This is a genomic window from Thiohalocapsa sp. ML1 (assembly GCF_001469165.1).
GTDB lineage: Bacteria > Pseudomonadota > Gammaproteobacteria > Chromatiales > Chromatiaceae > Thiohalocapsa.
On record NZ_JABX01000039.1, the window covers coordinates 1 to 16,314 of the forward strand.

General features: G+C 63.3%; 14 protein-coding genes. 1 reads left to right on the forward strand and 13 read right to left on the reverse strand.

Features of this window, described 5'->3' with window-relative positions:
* Nucleotides 1–149: 149 nt before the first annotated feature.
* The 13 genes from ML01_RS20275 to ML01_RS20325 form a co-directional block, all read right to left on the reverse strand.
* Nucleotides 150–731, reverse strand: a complete 582-nt coding sequence (locus ML01_RS20275) for a hypothetical protein (RefSeq protein ID WP_058557213.1) — start codon at nucleotides 729–731, stop codon at nucleotides 150–152.
* Nucleotides 728–2,956, reverse strand: coding sequence for a DEAD/DEAH box helicase (locus ML01_RS20280; RefSeq protein ID WP_254045333.1), 2,229 nt, complete (start codon nucleotides 2,954–2,956; stop codon nucleotides 728–730). Before ML01_RS20280 ends, ML01_RS20275 begins: the two co-directional genes overlap by 4 nt.
* On the reverse strand, nucleotides 2,896–3,636 hold the full coding sequence (locus ML01_RS30780) for an SNF2-related protein (RefSeq protein WP_254045334.1): 741 nt from the start codon (nucleotides 3,634–3,636) through the stop codon (nucleotides 2,896–2,898). The genes ML01_RS20280 and ML01_RS30780 overlap by 61 nt, the downstream gene beginning before the upstream one ends.
* Nucleotides 3,637–3,747: 111 nt before the next feature.
* Nucleotides 3,748–4,017, reverse strand: a complete 270-nt coding sequence (locus tag ML01_RS29100; RefSeq protein ID WP_156427879.1) for a DUF2283 domain-containing protein — start codon at nucleotides 4,015–4,017, stop codon at nucleotides 3,748–3,750.
* Entirely contained in the window at nucleotides 4,014–4,418 is a 405-nt protein-coding gene (locus ML01_RS20285) for a PIN domain-containing protein (RefSeq protein WP_058557214.1), read from the reverse strand. Before ML01_RS20285 ends, ML01_RS29100 begins: the two co-directional genes overlap by 4 nt.
* A 4-nt stretch (nucleotides 4,419–4,422) precedes the next feature.
* On the reverse strand, nucleotides 4,423–4,674 hold the full coding sequence (locus tag ML01_RS20290; RefSeq protein ID WP_058557215.1) for a hypothetical protein: 252 nt from the start codon (nucleotides 4,672–4,674) through the stop codon (nucleotides 4,423–4,425).
* Between the two features lie 20 nt (nucleotides 4,675–4,694).
* Entirely contained in the window at nucleotides 4,695–7,565 is a 2,871-nt protein-coding gene (locus ML01_RS20295; RefSeq protein WP_058557216.1) for a DNA methyltransferase, read from the reverse strand.
* A gap of 5 nt (nucleotides 7,566–7,570) precedes the next feature.
* Nucleotides 7,571–8,083 carry a Fic family protein gene (locus tag ML01_RS29105; protein ID WP_156427880.1) on the reverse strand — a complete coding sequence of 171 codons (513 nt, stop codon included), beginning with the start codon at nucleotides 8,081–8,083 and terminating at the stop codon, nucleotides 7,571–7,573.
* Nucleotides 8,080–8,856, reverse strand: a complete 777-nt coding sequence (locus ML01_RS20305; protein WP_058557218.1) for a hypothetical protein — start codon at nucleotides 8,854–8,856, stop codon at nucleotides 8,080–8,082. Before ML01_RS20305 ends, ML01_RS29105 begins: the two co-directional genes overlap by 4 nt.
* Nucleotides 8,834–10,009 (reverse strand): AAA family ATPase, encoded by a 1,176-nt coding sequence (locus tag ML01_RS20310; protein WP_058557219.1) that lies wholly within the window; start codon nucleotides 10,007–10,009, stop codon nucleotides 8,834–8,836. The genes ML01_RS20305 and ML01_RS20310 overlap by 23 nt, the downstream gene beginning before the upstream one ends.
* Nucleotides 10,010–10,046: 37 nt before the next feature.
* A complete protein-coding gene (locus ML01_RS20315) occupies nucleotides 10,047–13,772 on the reverse strand; it encodes a DUF6079 family protein (protein ID WP_058557220.1) in 3,726 nt (1,241 codons plus the stop codon).
* A 30-nt stretch (nucleotides 13,773–13,802) separates the two neighbouring features.
* On the reverse strand, nucleotides 13,803–14,276 hold the full coding sequence (brxF, locus tag ML01_RS20320; RefSeq protein ID WP_058557221.1) for a BREX-3 system P-loop-containing protein BrxF: 474 nt from the start codon (nucleotides 14,274–14,276) through the stop codon (nucleotides 13,803–13,805).
* Between the two features lie 13 nt (nucleotides 14,277–14,289).
* Nucleotides 14,290–14,481 carry a helix-turn-helix domain-containing protein gene (locus tag ML01_RS20325; protein WP_058557222.1) on the reverse strand — a complete coding sequence of 64 codons (192 nt, stop codon included), beginning with the start codon at nucleotides 14,479–14,481 and terminating at the stop codon, nucleotides 14,290–14,292.
* A gap of 476 nt (nucleotides 14,482–14,957) precedes the next feature.
* On the opposite strand from ML01_RS20325, the gene ML01_RS20330 reads away from it, so the two are divergent.
* Nucleotides 14,958–15,758 (forward strand): DUF2189 domain-containing protein, encoded by an 801-nt coding sequence (locus tag ML01_RS20330; protein WP_058557223.1) that lies wholly within the window; start codon nucleotides 14,958–14,960, stop codon nucleotides 15,756–15,758.
* Nucleotides 15,759–16,314 lie beyond the last annotated feature (556 nt).

Genomic DNA, 16,314 nt, shown 5'->3' on the forward strand with positions numbered 1-16,314 from the left:
CCGCCCCGCTCCCGCGCCGCAGATCGCGCGCCGGGGGCATCGAGCCCCCGGCACGCGAAGCCGGCTGAAAGCCGGCGCTCCCAGTCGGCGCCGGCGCGGTCTCGAGCCCGCTTGTCGGGCATACCTCAGTTTGAGAGTTTGCAGATGAGTCAAGTGTACGACGACACCTGGGGGAAGGGCCGAGGGCCGAGGGCCGAGGGCCGCGGGCCGAGGGAGCCATCCTCGGCCCTCGGCCCTACAGCCGCCGCGCTCCGTAGCAGCCCCCGCGCGCTGGTCGGAGTGATGATCAAGGCCCATGTTGCACTCTCTGCAGAAGCTTGTCGGTCTGGTTGATGTCGATGTGAGCGGTCGCCCGCGGCGCCGCGGTTCGGGGCGTGCTCGCCTGACGTTTCCCGCCGAGCCATGTTGCGCCTATCGGCGGCCGCATAGGACGCGCATAGGATGCGGCGAGTGGCTTCAGATTGGCACCCTCCCAATCGCTGCGCCAATCTTTGCGAGAAATGGAACATCAATGGCATCGCGCAGGCGCCGAGCTCGCTGCGGTGCTTGAACTGCTTGACCGGGATTGGGCCGTGGATGCGGTAGTCCGCATGGATGAAGGCGTTCAGCAACGCCTCACGTAGCGCGATGTTCGGATAGCTGCGGATCCCGAAGTGGAAGAGTCCCTGGGGAACCGCGGCGAGCGGGTTATCCGCAATGATCCGGTCGAGCAGAGGTTCCAGCGCGATCATGATGCACCTGCCGCAGCGACCGATTCCGAGGCAAAGCCAGGTCCAACGCGGAGCATCATGATGGCGTTGAGGTCCGGGAGGCTGGTCTCCGCGGCATCGAGGGTGGCCATCCGCTCCTTGTGCTCCTGCTCGAGACGCCGGCGGCGATAGGCCCGCACGGCTGGCAGACCGATCCGGCCAATCGCCTGATCTCGGGCCTCGAAGGCGTAACGGGCACGTTCGCGCGCCTCCTTAAGGCGCGTGCGGTGCAGCTCCATCAGCTCCTGGATGTGCTGCTCGCCTTGGACGGTCGCCGCCGCGAGCGACTGGTCCCAATGCTGCGAGTCGGCTGGGGCCAGAGCTTCCACGATCTCCATGCGCTCGGTGAGCAGGAGATCCCAGATGCGCCGGGCGGTGGGCAGGAAGGCCCGCCCGTCATCGTTGACGAAGATGGGCAGGAAGCGCTTGCGGCTGAAGGTGTCCGCGGATAGCGAGAGCTCCCACAGCGACCAGACGCCGGTGACCGTCTCCGGCAGCCCAGAGATCCGCACCCGCGGAATCGGCTGCCCCGCGATACAGCGCGGCAGCTCGGCCCCCTGTCCACACAAGAGTGCGCGGGCGCGCGCGTCCTCCAGCGTGATCCACTCCAGCTCCGGCCGGGCAACGGCTGTCCGGGCATCGAAGCAGGCCCGCGCCGACTCGCTGCCGTCCAGCCAGCGGATGCGCCAGTGTTCCCCTTCCTGGACAGCCTCGCCGCCGCGGACGGGGAGTCCGGCGGTGATCGTGCGCTCAAGCCAGAACTGCGCTGGATGATCCCGCCACTGCCGGGCCTCCTCCGCGGAGAACCGTTGCCCTTCTGACGTCTCCTCGGTGATCAGGTCGCTGCCTTGGCGCGACTCCGCGACCTTCTCCCGGATCTGCGTCACCACCGCCTCGCACTGCTGGTCGACGGAGTCCGGGTCCGTGATCCCTTTGACGAACAGCTCGTCGAACCAGGGCTCCGCCTCCACCGAGTCCATCACATCCGCGGCCTTGTCCACGCCGAACTCCTTGGCGATGACCGCGAGCTTCTCCTCCAGGACCTGACGCACCCGGTACTCCACGGTCTCTTCGAGCACAAAGTTGGTCGCCCGCACCACATGCTGCTGGCCGATGCGATCCACGCGGCCGATCCGCTGCTCGATGCGCATCGGGTTCCAAGGCATGTCGAAGTTGACCACGACGTGGCAGAACTGGAGGTTGAGGCCCTCGCCGCCGGCGTCGGTCGAGATCAGGATCTGCGCGTCCTGCGAGAAGGAAAGCTGGGCCTGGGTTCGGGCATCCAGGTCCATGCTGCCGTTGAGCAGGGCGACCGTAAAACCGCGCCCTTCGAGATAATCCGCCAACATGCGTTGTGTCGGCACGAACTCGGTGAAGACCAGCACCTTGACGGTTGGATCGGACTCGGCTTGCTGGAGCCCGTAGATCAGCTCCAGCAGGGCCTCGGCCTTGGCGTCGGTGCCGGCGGCTTCGGTCTCGCGCGCCAGGTCGAGCAGCATCTCGACCTCGGACTTCTCGCGTGCCAGGCCGTCCCGGGTCTCGACGGCCGTCTGCACCGCCATGTCGGCCTGAGACTGGCCGTCCAGCTCTGCCCACTGCTCCGGATCTGTCTCATCCTCGAACAGCGACAGCGAAGCCTGGGGCGACGGCGCGTTCAGCGCCTCCAGCCGCTTCTCCAGCGTCGCGCGAATCGCCGCCGTGCTCGATGTCACCAGGCGCTGCATCAGGATCATCAGGAATCCGATATGCCGCTGCTGGGTGGCCATGGCCTGGTTGTAGCCATGGCGAACATAGTCCGTCACCGCCTCGTAGAGACGCTGCTGGGCGGCGTGCCGCGCTTGCCAGGTCACCGCCTGAAGCCGCGTCATGCGTGGCTTGAACAGCGGCTGACCCTCGGCATCGATGGCCTCGCGCTTCTCGGTGCGGATCACGAATGGTCGTACGCGATCACGGGTGATGCTGCCCTCGTCCGGGAAGGCATCCCGATCCAGGAACTGGATCAAGCGCAGGAAGTGGTCCGTCTTGCCCTGGTGGGGTGTGGCTTCGATCCGCAGCAGATAGGGCGCCGCCTCGGCCAGCGCGGCGCCGAGCTTGTAGCGCGCCACCTGCTCGGTGCTACCGCCGAGGCGATGGGATTCGTCCACGATCACCAGGTCCCAGGATGCGGCGACCAGGTCCTCGAAGCGCTCCCGGTTGTAGGTTGCCAACCGCTCCAGGCTCCAGCCTCGCCGACCTTCGAGCGGACAAGACCTAAGTCGATGGAGCAGATGACCTGATCGTGCATCAACCAGAGGTTGTCATCCCGCTCCCCGGCACCGGATCGGTCCCCCGGCACGGCCGACGAGACGAAGGAGCGAAGCGCGGCGAGCTCGGCGGGTTCGATCAACCGGAACGACTCGCCGAAGTGCAGGCGCATCTCCGCCTGCCACTGACGCACCAGGCTCTTCGGTGCCACCACCAGCACGCGCCGCACCATCCCGCGGAGCTTCAGCTCCCGCAGGATCAGCCCGGCCTCGATGGTCTTGCCCAGCCCGACCTCGTCCGCCAACAGGTAGCGGATGCGCTCCGCGGACATCGCCTTGTTCAAGGCATGCAACTGATGGGGTAGGGGCACGACGCTCGATTGGATCGGCGCCAGCAGCAGGTTGTCTTCCAGCGCATCCTTAAGCTTGGCCGCTGCCGCCGTATGCAGGATCTCGTTCTCGGTCGGTGCGAGGCTGGCCAGCGGCGCCAGGTCCGACGCCCTGGCGCGGATGACGGCGTCCTTGGTCGGCAGCCAGACCCGAAACACCGTCTCGTTCCAGATCGACTGCCGGTCGATGATCCGGCACGGTGTCGTGTGGCGCGTGTGCCGACACCAGTCGCCGACCTTGAATGCCTCGCTCATCATTCCGACCCATCCGCCGCTGCCGGGCCGGCCGCGTCGCATGGCTTTGCGCAGCAGCCCAGAGCCTTGGGGGGAAACTTGAGGGGCGACATGAGGGGTGGCGTGCCGAGCTCAGGTCGCGCGCAGCGGCGCGATGTCCTCGTTGATCACGGCTGGCGCATGCAGACGGCCAAGAACGCGATTCAGTTCCGTGATGCTGACCTGCGCAGGCGCGGTGATCTCGATGCCGATCGGCTTACCGTCGGCGGTGTAATCCACCAGAAGTCCGGAACCGGACCGCTCGACATGGTCGCTCCTGTCACCGGGCGAACGCGGGAGGTACAGGTAGGCTGTCAATGGGCGTCCGTGGCGGAACGTCACCTCGAGATAGGACGATCTCATGGTCCGACATCCTTCAGCGCATTCTCGCTCCAACCGGGGGCCGCCTTTGCTAAACGATCGTCGTTGGTCCAGAAGGCGGTGCACGCGTACCGTTTCGCCAGCGCGACATGCAAGGCATCCGGGGTCTTCAGGCCTGAGACCCGCCAGTTCAAAGCCGCGTTGACGATGTCGTCGTCGAGCGCCAATTGCTCCTGCACCCCGAGAAAAGACTCGTAGCGTCGGACCAATGGGTCGTCATGCTCGCGCAGTGGACGTGTCAGGACCTCCAGTCGGGTGAGCGCCGACACGCAAAAGGTGGCATCGGTCGTCTCCGCGAGGCGCGCACGCAAGGGACCGTGGAAGCGTGGATGCCGCTCGACCAAGTAGATCACGAGGCAGGAGTCGAGATAGACCTTGTCCATCCGGCTAGTCGCCCCAGGCATCCCGATTCGCGGCGATCTCGCGCTCCATGCGGTCCGGATCACCGGGTTTTGCGCTGGCGAACTCGGGGCTATCAAGGACGCCGAGCAGTGCCGCGGCAGAACCGCGCTTCGGGGCGGTCTCGTCGATTGGCGCGAGGATGGTCACCACGGCACGGGACCGCTGCGCCAAATGCACCGGCTCCAGCAGGGTCACCTTCCCGTCAGGGCTGACCTCGGCTTCGATGGCTTGCAGCATAAGGGCCTCCGTTGGGCGGCTTAGCCGCCCGTCTCGCTCAGTGTCAGGGCTTGGTCATACCAGAGCAACAGCTTTTCGTCTTCCTGAAGCGCCTCTTCCGGAACCTTCTTCGCGACCGCGATGATGGTCGCGTAGTCTTTGTTCGCCCAAGCGTTGCGGAAACCTGCCCGCATGGCCTCCAGGCGGAAGACCTTCAGCCGCCGTCCCTTGTGCGCGCGATAGGTCTCGAATTCCTTGAGCAGCGCTCTCTCCCGGACCATCTCGAGGTCTCGCGCCTTGTTAGGGTTCGGCACGTACCAGCGGCCGGTTGCCTTTTTCTTGAGGCGCTCGTCGGTCTTGTCCAGGTTGCGCATGTCCGCCCAGTTCGTGGACAGGTAACTGTGAATCTGAGGCGGCACCTCGTAGCCGTCCTTGGACTTCGGGTCGTAGCACAGGAAATTGGCTTCGAGCAGGTCGGACAGCTCGGGCTTTGCCTCGTGCTTCTTCCAGCCGGCGCCGAGCTGTTGGATGAACTCGGGGTGCACCTCCTGGTAGGTGGACGGCCGCTTTTTCAGAAAATCTGTCAGCCAGTCAATTGCCGAACGCTCATCGGCGATGAAAAGCTCCATCTGCGGCGCGCGGGCGATCTGGTGACGCTTCTTGTCGTACTCCGTGACCTGATCGGACAGGAAGACCATGCCGTCACGTTCGGCGAAACGCTGGGTGAGTCCTGCTTGGAACTCTTGGCTGGACAGGGGGACAGGAAAACTGTGACGGACAAACCAGGCGACGAGTCGATCAAAAATGATTCGAGGCTCGCGTTCTACGACTTGTTCCAACTGGCCATGTTGAAGCTTGACGGTTGGCAAGTACCTTAAGTGGCTGCGGACAAAGTCCCAGGCGGATTCCTCGCTGCCACCAGATCTGGCAAAGCGCTCTTCGAGGCCGCCGTTGGGTTTGTAGGCGGAAATGACAAGATCCTGTTTGACAGCAGTTGTGGTTGTGACCGCCTTGAAACTTCCTTGTTTTTTATCCAAGGCTGCTACGTTCGCGACCACGAATCCCGCTTCCTGCAATGCTGTTTGAATACCGTTCCACACGGTTGCCCGTGTGTTCGAAAATTCCACCGTCATCCATCGACCCGGTTTCAAGATGCGGAATGCCTCTAAAAAACAAAGGGTCATTAGCCGCCGATACTCGTCAAGGGATTTGTTCTGCGACTTGTTCGCGATCGCTTCCGAGCTAATCGCTGTTTTGACGCGCAGCCAGACTTCCCATAGGAAGCTCAGCTCCGAATACATTAAATTTGCCCCGAATGGAGGGTCCAAGAAGAGGTAATCTACCGAATTGCCACCAACGTTCGTGAGGTGCGTGCTACTCACGCAGCTTACGATAACATCACCGGCGCGAAAGGTCGGCACGGAAGCTTTAGCTTTAGCTAGACGTCTTATTCGGTTCGGTAAGATCGTCATCGCATCGAGAGGCATTACTGTCGAGGATATATACCATGTTCCCGAGAGCGGACCACTTTTGTTCTCTAAACGCCAACGACTCGCCTTAGACGCATAGACCAATAGGCTTGTTATGCAGAGCTTCAGTAAGCGGGAAGACTGCGCGCGCTCGGCACGATCCAAGAACGCAGCGATGACTGCCAGGTCTCTTTTCGTATGGAAAAGATGAGCGTGCGTAATACCTACACGCAACGGCTCTCCCATCTTGTCGCCGGCTGGCAAGGCATCTGTAGGAAACCAGTGGGGAATATCAGTCTTTTCAATTCGATCAAAAAGCGCGAGATCAGCTCGGTCCGGTTTCTTGAAGAATCCTTTCCGGCCAATGCGATAGTTGATCAGTACTGGTACTTGTTTCGCTAGCCGAGTGGTGCTGGAAGTGGATTTGTCGTGAGCGCGAACCCAAGTTCTCTCTAAGAGTTTCTTAGACAGCGCGGCAGAGCATTGAGGGCAAAGAAATTCTTCGCGAATCTCGTTGGCTTCCTGGTTTACTGCCACATCCCAGAACACGATTTCTTCAGCGCATTCCGGGCAGCTGAAGACGTCAGACCATATCGTGTATGCAATCTTTGCAACAACGCCGGCCACTGTAAGATCTGGAATAGTATCCCGTTCAATTTCATCTAGCGCAGCGGCGATCTGAGCATCAGTGGGGTCGTGAAGGGTTTGGTACATCCAGCCGTACTCTGATTCTACTTCAGATAGAATCTTTCTCGCTTCCATGTCAAAAACGGCCAAATCCGTTGGCGTATTATAGTTGTATGAAATCAGGGTGGCCGCAGGCGACAGATCCGAGAGCAGCGCTCGACGCGCTCCTAGCCGTGCAATCGGCCGCCATACGGATTCTCCGTCAGTCTGCTCTGGGGCAAGGATCTGGCCGTCGGCTTCGACTCGATATCCGAGCGATGCTACAACAGAGCGATCACCACAAAGTTGAGCGGCAACACCAGTCATCCCCGTTCCGCAGAATCCATCAAAGACCAAGTCACCTGGTTGCGTGTAATGCAAGAGGTACCGCATGATGGCCTTGTGCGGGACCTTGGTGTGGTAACTATGCGCGTTGTAGATCGGGTCGTTCTTGCCTTCGCTGACATCAGCCACGTAAGGCTCCTTGCTGTAAGGAACATCCGGATTGTATCGAGTCCCGTAGTGCTTGATGAAATCCTCAATAAACGGATTCGGACAGGCCGTGTAGTAAGGTGGGTCTGACAGCGCGAGGATGTCCTCATCGCTCCCGATCGGGAATCCTTCGATCTTGCGGAAAGCCGGGTCCTTTAGCTTCTCGCGCAGAATGGCGAGATAGTGCTCGCGACGGGCGTCGTCGTTCGGGAACGTCTGGCCGAGACATTCAACGGGTCCAGAAAACAGCGGCTCGTCGTCGAACAGGGATGGAGTGGATGCCATGGTGGTCAGTCCGTTTGTTGGTCGTCGCGTGCCGGTGTCTTTCCGCGCAGTGCCTTGAGCGTCAAGCCGTTGTCGGTCAACACGTACTGTTGTTTGGAAGAAGTCGGCTTATCCGGTACGGTCATCCGCAGCACGCCGCCGTCCAGCAGCGGCTCCAGGTGTTGCGCCTTGAAGTGCGGGCGTTGCTCGTAGCCCGTGATGTCCAGCAGCTCGTTGAGTGTGCGCGGCGTGTCGGCGTGCTCGACGATGGTCCACTGCACGTCCGTCAACTGCACAAGTGGCCCCACTTGTGCAGTGCCTTCTGGCACGACTTGTTCAGTGACTTGTTCAGTCTGCCTGCGCGTGCTCGAAGGAGTGGCAACACCTTGTTGCGCAAGCCCGGCGTCGTGGTCTTCCGGGCGAAACCTGGGGCGTAGATGTTCCGCTAGGCCGAACACGTGACCGCCTTCTCGGAGCGGTGCAAGCAAGGCTTGTACGGTCAGGCGCCGCGCGAGTTTCCGTGGTGCTGGCGTGTTCATGCATCCAATCCGACGGCCGTGCCTGCGGACGCGCCAGGGTCCAGCAGCGGCAAGAGCCGTGTTTCAACTTCCGCCAGATAGGCAGTCAAGCCGGTTGCCTGTCCGCGTTCTCTCAGCACTGACAGCAGCGTGGTCTCCAAACACTGAAGCTCCCGTTCGTATTCGCAGTGGGTCAGGCGCTCGATGACCAATTTCATGTCTCGATCCGCCTGGTCGGCGTTCTTGCGACGGTCGCCGCGGAGCCGTTCCGGATTGGTAACGGGATCGAATCCCAGCGTCTTGCGTTGATCCGCTAGCAGGGTCGTCTCGTTGTCGTTCTGGGGCTCGAAGCCGTGAAGTATCCAGGCTTCGCGTTTCGGGTCGGGTGCGGCGATGGCCACTTGAAATGCGAGCTTATCCGCAAGCTCGGCGCGCGCGGATTCCATGCTTGCGCGCCTCTCGGGCTGGTTGTCCATGTCGCGCACCAGCACGAGGGCCTGGATGTTGTCGTCTTGCGCGTGTGTCTGAATCACCAGTAGCAGCGCCTTTCGCGCCGCAGCGCCGTCAGGTCCGAGTCCACGGCCATGGGCCTTGATGCGATGCCGAGTGGCAAGTTGGCCTAAGCCCACCCAGCGGGTGTATCGCGTCTCTGGCTCGATCCCTGTCCATTCGCGTAGACTCGGAAGCGTCTCGGCGTCGATCCAGCCCGCATCGCCTTCGATGAAGACGCGATCAGCGAGCATGCTCGCGGCTTCGGCATCCGCGCGGTCCTCAACGATCAGTACCAGCCGCATCGGCATCTCCCTTGTCCGAGTTGGTGGGACTAATAACCCAGTCTTCCCCGACGGAGGTCAGAAACTCGCCAGTTCGCAGCACACCGCGGAAACGCTCGGCATCGGGGTGGTCGGCCAGACAGGCGGCGGCGGCGGTGCCGTCGTCGCGAAGATTCAGCACCCAGACCTCGTCATCGTTAAGCTCATCAATGAGGTACGGGGAGTGGCTGGTGGCGACGATCTGAAGGCCCGCGTGCTGATCCAGGGTCTTGCGGAGCACATCGATCAGCTGCGTCTGGGCGCGCGGGTGCAGGGAGCGGTCGAGATCGTCGATGAGCAGGAGTCGAGGCGGCTCGCGCTCGGTCAGGAACGTGAGCAGTCCGAGCAGGATCAGGGTGCCTTCGCTGAGGGCGGCTGCGGGCAGTTCCTTGCCGGAGCGCGTATCCAAGACCAGCTCGTCGCCGATGACCAGCTCGTGATCGGCGTCCTCCTTGTCGTCGAGGAGTGCCAGCAGCCTTCCGGCTTGCGTCGTGGAGGTTCCGCGCGTAGGACGGTTCATCTCAACACGGCGAACCCGGATCGAAACTACGCTCGGCACGAGTTCGATCAGTTGCTGCTCGAGGGCTAAGAAGCGCTCGCGTTCGTAGGTCATCAGGTGGGCAATCGTGGATGCCAGGCCTGAGCCGTCGTGGCCTAGCTTGGCATCGACCGAACCGAGAAAACTCGGGGCGGCAAGGCGCGGTGCATCCAGGCGGAGGAGCCGCGCCGGGCCGACAGCGATTCTTGCTTCTTGCACTAGTGGCGGATCAGCAAACAACCTTCCATCGCGATCGCCGAGATCAGCTTTCCGACCTCCTAGACGAAAGCTCACCGCGTCGGTGGAGCTGACGTCGAGCACCCAAGGGATTGGCCCAGCGTTGTTGCCGGCGTCAGGCAGGGCGTCGCCAGCAAACGACAGGCGATAGCCCGGCGATCCACGCCGGGCAAGAGCTGCGTCGGACCCTCCAGGCGCGATTGCACGAGAGTCGCGGAGCGCCGCTGCACCGAGTGCGATGCCCTGCAACACGCTGGTCTTGCCCGCCCCGTTGGGCCCAACCAACAAGGTCAGGCGTTGCAGCCGAATCTTGGTGGCGACGTGATTCTTGAAGTCGATCAACTCGATGGAGTTCAGCATGGAAGCCGCCTTTGCATCATTGTGGACCCGTCATGGTTCATTCCACCACGAACCGCAGCTTGCTCGTGTCCTTCCCCTTGCACCGCTCGCTGAGGAACGACTCGAAGCGCTTGCGCAACTCGTCCGGCGCCGCAGGGGACCCGCCCGACAGCAGGGCCTGCTTGATGTCGTCTGCGCTGACGATGATCTTCTCGAGCCCGGATAACGCCTCCTGCACCGCGCTGATGAAGCCCGGCGTCACCGAGTCGGGCAGCGTTCTCTTGGCGAGGAACCCCTGGATCTGATCGCGCTGTCCCGCCTGGAGCAGGTCGAAGTTGGCCTGGGTAATGGGGTCGTCCAGGTTGTCCAGCAGGGTTTGTTGCCAGGCGGTGAGCAGGGCGTCCAGCTCGTCGTCGAAGCCCTTGAGCACATTGGCCGCGGGGAGCAGCTCGCGTTGCTCGTTGGCGGGCCTGAAATTGCAGTGCGGGCAGACCGGGCTCGCGGTTAGCTCGGACTCGATGAGCGCAGCACAGCTCTTGAGCTTGTCGAGCTTGTCCTCGAAGGTGGTGAGCTGGCCGGTCGGCATCAGGGAGATCGCGGCCAGCGCGCGCAGGGTGACGAGACGCGAGTCTTTGCGCAGCGCGGACTTGGTTTTGTCCTCGGAGACGCCGAGCCGGGCCTTCGCATGGCTGGTCACGTAGGCCGCGACATAATCCTTCTTGAGCGCGGCGAGCCGTTGCCGGTATTCCGCGGCATGTTGCGCCGTGCGGTCTTGCGACAGTTTGTCGAGGATCGACCTGCGGGCGGCCTGGGCGTTCTGCGTCCAGGGGTGACCACTGTCGAGAACCATCTCGGCCTGGGACAAATAGGCCGCGGTGGTGCCGAGGTCGGCGACCAGATCGCGGAGGCGCTCGACCTGGGCGAGAACTCCCAAGTTATTCTTCTGGGTGTCGACGTCGGCCTGGGTGACGCGCAAGTTCTTGAGCTTGCCGACGGTGTTGTAGGGCTGGAGGCTCTCGAGGAAGGTCTTGAGCGCCGCGAGCCGCTGATGCCAGTCGGCCAGCTCGTCATCGCGCAGCAGGGGCTGTCCCCAGAAGCTGAGGCGGCTCTGTAGGTCGGTGCCGGCGGTCAGCAGGCGGAAGACCTGCTCGGAGACGGCCTTTTGCAGCTCCTTGACCGGCTCTTCCTTGCCCTGGGTGGCCATCTGGGCGAGACCGGTCGGCAAGCCCAGTGCCTCGAACAGGGCGCGCAGCACGGAGACGTTGATCTCCTTGGGGGCCTCGATGTGCTTGAAGCCCTTCAGATCGTCCAATGACCGCTCGGCGAGGAGGGAGAGCTTGCCCGAGTCAATCTTGTCGCCGGTGATGGCCAGGACGATGTCGCCGGAGTAGACGAGGCCGGCGAGCACGGCCACCAGCAGGTCCGGCTCCAGGCGGAACTTGACCGGAGCGAAGTATTCGATGTCGGTCGTCCCGCTGAGCAGCTCGCCGCGGTTGACGACCTGGCCGTGCCCCTTGGCCTGGAGTCGATTCAGGACCTCCTGGGCATAGCGGGAGCGGGCCGGTTCGATGCGGTCGCCGTCCAGCATCTCCAATGCATCCAGCACGGCGACCGCGTCCTTGGTGCGGGAGCCGCCGGCGAGCCAGCGTAGCGCGCTTCCAACATACTGCTTGCGGTTGATCTCGGTGAGCAGGAGCGAGAACGCCGGGTATTCAGGGGCAAGGTCGGAGAAGTGCTGCCCAAGGGCGAGGCCGGAGACGACGTTGACCACGTCGCGGAAGTTGATGCGCTCATCCGAGCCGAGCCGGGCCTTGTCCCGCATGGAGACTCCGCGGCCCCAGTCTTGCAGCGGCTTGCTCTTGCCGCCGTAGCTGACCTCCATGGCCGTCATCTGCTTCTCCTGGAGCCATTTGCTCATGGCGCGCAGGGCGTCCTGTGCCTTGGAGAGGTAGATGGACTTGGCGTTGCCGCTGGCCGTGGCCGCGAGATCCAGCGCGGCGGCGTAGCTGCGCAAGCTGCGCGTGATGTCGTCGTCGAGCCCCTTCAGCCGGAAGAACACCTCGTCGGACAGATGCTCGTCGCGGAAGCGCGGCGGCTCGAAGGGCTGGATGAAGTAGATGTAGAAGTCCCGCGGCGGCTGAGCCGTCGGCCGGTCGTTGGGCGCGCCGAAGAAGAGGTAGCCGATGCGCTCGACGCGGCGCTCCTGCCACTCGATCTGGTACTGCCAGATCTGGAAGCCGGAGATGTAGGTGGTCTCGTCTCGACGTTCCATGAGTTGGAGGATGGCGCTGAAGTAGGCACGGTCCAGGGCGTCGTCGGACAGCGCATCGGCGCGGGTGTCGATCTGGGCGTCGTAGTCGATGTCCTTTTTGAGGTCGAGGTAGTACTGCTCCGTGCCGGGGGCCTTGGAGATGAACTGGCCGTTGACGGTCTTCAGGACCTCGCGCAGGCAGGTCACGACCTGCACTAGGAGGTCAGATGCGGGCTCGCCGCCCATGTCCTCGAATCCGGGGTGGAAGAGGCAGAGGGTGTCGCGCAGCTCCGCCGCGGTGGCGCCGATCGGCACGTAGATGTCACCGCCCGTGGTGAGTCGGTGGACGGACAGGGCCGCGATCAGGCGCAGCGCCATCGGCTTGAATGCGGGGCGGGTGAATGCCTGTTTGATCCGTCCGGTGAGGACCTCGGAGACCTTGATCACCGGTCCGATCGAGGGATCGGAGCGCAGAACGGAGTTGGTGGTGACGGTCTCCCAGAAGCTGTCGTAGGCGATCAGGCCGGGGCGATCGTCGGGGACTTCGCTGTCCAGGATGGCTTGGATCTGGTCCCGGATGGTGACCAGGGCGCCACGCTTCTCGGTGAAGACCAGTCGCTCGAAGGTGCCGATGTAGTCGGGGTGCACCGGGAACAGGCGGACGTATTCGTCCATGCGCTCGTTCATGTTGCCGTAGAAGCGCGCGAACGGGGTCAGATAGCCGCGGATTCTCTGGTGCTGATCGGCCGTCTTCTTGAGCAGCCGCTCAGACACCACGAAGCTTACGTCCGCTCGGGCGAGCAGGACCTGGGTGAAGCGGTCCTTGACGCGCCGCAGGCTGTCGGCGACGTGCTCGAACCGACTGCTGTCGAAGACTGCCTCCTGCACGCCGGCGACAAAGCGGAAGCGCAGGTGTTTGCAGACCTCACCGATCTCGCGCAGGAAGGAGAGATCGAGCACCAGCGCGTGGTCCTTACGGGAGCGCAGGTAGTCGAGGAGCTCGTCGACGACGAGCAGGACGCCGTGGTCCGGGTAGACCTCGTTGAACGCGGCCATCATGGCCTCGAACGCGGCCTTGTTGTTGACGACCTGGTCCGCCGGCGGGAAGTCAAACGCCACACCAATCTGATCCAGGAACCGAGTCAGCTCACCTGTGACCATCTCTCGCAGCGGCATCTCGCTGGAGATCTCGAAGCCATGCACCTTGAATTTGCCGGCGATACTGTTGGCTGCCTCGGCCACCTTGGGGTGGCGCAGCATGGGCTGGTAGGCAGCGTCTTCCGCGACCAGTGAGAGTACCGACATCAGGTGCGATTTGCCGGTGCCGTAGTTTCCAACAACGAGCAAGCCCTGGTGGTCGACGTCAACGTCGAACGAGAGCTGTGGGATCATTACCCTTGCGATGCGCTCTGCCATCTCGTCGGAGATGACGTAGGTTGAGAGGAGCTTTTTTCCCTCTCCCGGACGTTTGATGTGTCGCAATTCGATCGTCTTCTCGATCGGCTCGAACTGGATGAGATCTCCGTAGCGCATGCGGTCCTCGTCTTCCTCTGATGCTGAGCTTTAGGTCTGGATGTAAAAGGGGACGACGCCATCGAGGGCGTCGTCCCGGTGCTCCGGATGGCTGGTCTCGGCGTAGGTGAGACGCGGCGCGCCGCTACCTTGTCGATGCTCCCCGGGCCATACCGCCACGACACGCCGGGCGTGGGCCAGGCGCTTGAGTAGGTCGAGCGGGTTGATCGTAAGCGTGCTGTCGAACAGCAGCTCGATGTTGTCGACCAGAAGCAGGTCGCCGCTGGCATGCTCGTCCGCGATGTCGCGCAGGAGGTGACCGGCCTGGAGTCGGCGTTGTTTGTTGGGGAGCTTGGCGAGCCGCGTCCCTAGCTCCAGTCCGAGATTCATCACCGAGGCGCTGGCCTGCTCGGCGAGGCTATAGAGCAATGCGGTCTTCCCGCAGCCGGGCGGCCCGATCAGCAGGATCAGCTTGCTATGCAGGGGCGCGACCTCGTCGAGCAGTTGCTTTAGTCGTGGGAGCATGACGAGTGGCTTCCTATCCTTGCTTTCCCATGTGATCGTCGGATTGCTCGCCACTTTGGCGCCTGATCCATTCGTCGATGTCCGCACGAGAAAAGCGCGAGGTCCCGCCGACCTTGAAGGCGGGGATCTTCTTGGTGCCGGCGACGCGGTAGATGGTGCGCTCGGTCAACTGCAGGTGCTCCCCGGCTTCCTTGATGGTGAGGATCTGGCCTCAGTGTTGGCAGCTAGCATACAGGGAGACCAAGATGAGGCAGTTGCGGACAGGATAACGCAGACTTTTCAAGACCGATAATGCCTGGATGCTTGCGCTTCTGTAGTTGGGGATGGCTGGGCGGCCGCGGCTCCGGGGTGCTCGGGTCGGGGGGATGCCCGTGGGTCCGTCTGGAAGCCGGAACCACGGGACAGCGGGCTCCCTCCGGCTGGACGCCGGAGCCACGCGGCGTGGCGGGCGGGTGCGGAAAACTCAATCGATACATCAGTAAATTCTGATGTACTTATATTTAAGGCTGAGCAGAATACTGTGCTTACAGGGCGGCAGGGCGGTTGCGTGGGCACGGTTGCGGGCTGAGGACGGCTCGCGGGGTGTCGTCGGGCCGCCGCCGCCGAGTTTTGCAACAGACACCTTTGCAACAGACACCTTTGCAACAGACACCTTTGCAACAGATCTGGAGTAAGTCGACCATGAGCACCAATCAGCAGACCGACATTGCCGCGTTCGACGGGCATCGCGACAGTGTCAACGCAAACGATCTGCGTATTCGGCAAGTGGAGCCCGGCGCTGCCATGCGCTGGCTGCGCGAGGGCTGGGCCGCCGTGGGGCGGGCGCCGGGGGTGAGCCTGTTCTACGGCGGTCTCTGCGCGGCGGTGGGCTTCGGCGTGGTGCTGATGAGCCAGGCAATGCCGGGGCTGACGGTGAAGTTCATCATTGCGCTGTTGCTGCTCGGCCCCTTCCTGGCGGCCGGCCTGCACGTGAACGCGCGCCAGCACCACGCGGGTGAGGCCACCGGCATCTGGCGGAGCTTCGCGCTCGACGGCCAGCGCCGCTCCAGCCTGGCGCTGTTCGGGCTGTTGCTGATCTTCGTGGTGGCGACCTGGATGATGGCGACGGTGGTGCTGTTCGCGATCAAGGTCACGGCGCTGGCGCCGACGTCGGCCGGCTACGTGACCGCCCTGGGCGGTGGTGCCGACCCGCTGATGACGCTCTTCCTCCTCGTCAGTGGGGCGTTGCTGGCGGGGGGCGTGTTCGTGTCGAGTGTCATCGCCGTGCCGCTGATCGTCGATCGGGACGCGGGCCCCGTTGCGGCGGCGCACGCGAGCTGGCGGGCGGTGGCTGCCAATCCGCGGCCGATGCTTGCCTGGGCCGGCGTGGTGGTGGGCCTGATGCTGCTCGGCGCGCTGAGCGCCTTTCTGGCGATGGCCCTGATCTTTCCGCTGCTCGGCTACGGTAGCTGGTATGCCTACCGCGAGCTGATCGAGGCCTGAGATTTTCGGGCTTCGGCTCCTTCAGCCACCGGGCTCGGCTTCTGGGCCCGGTTCGGGCAAGAGGGCCGAGGGCCAAGGGAGACATCCTTGGCCCTCGGCCCTCGGCCCTCGGCCCTCGGCCCTCGGCCCTTTGGTCCGACGGCGAGCCAGCCTCGGCCGCGTTCGTTTCCGCCGTTGCCTTTGCCTTAGGCAGTTCCCCGATGGCGACTTAAGACAGCCTCCACCGCAATAGAGAGTCATCATGTCGCTCGTCTCCCCGCTTCCGCTGCTGGGCGGGTGGGCGTTTCTTACGTTGTGCAGAAGGGACTAAACCTTTAGTTCTGGTCTCGGCCCCGATCGGTGCGATCCCTGCGCGCGGGCTGATGGCCTCAACGACGCCACGGGCGGGCCCTTAGGCAATGCCATGTGTGACGGGATGCCGCAATACAAGCATCGGCCATGCGACGGCCGAGACCTAGGCGCTTCGGACACCGCATTGTCGGTTCCGTCTGATGGTTCCGCCCTGGCCGAGCGGTTAGCGTCCCCAGGAAGACTTGCTCGCGGCCCCGGCCGCTCT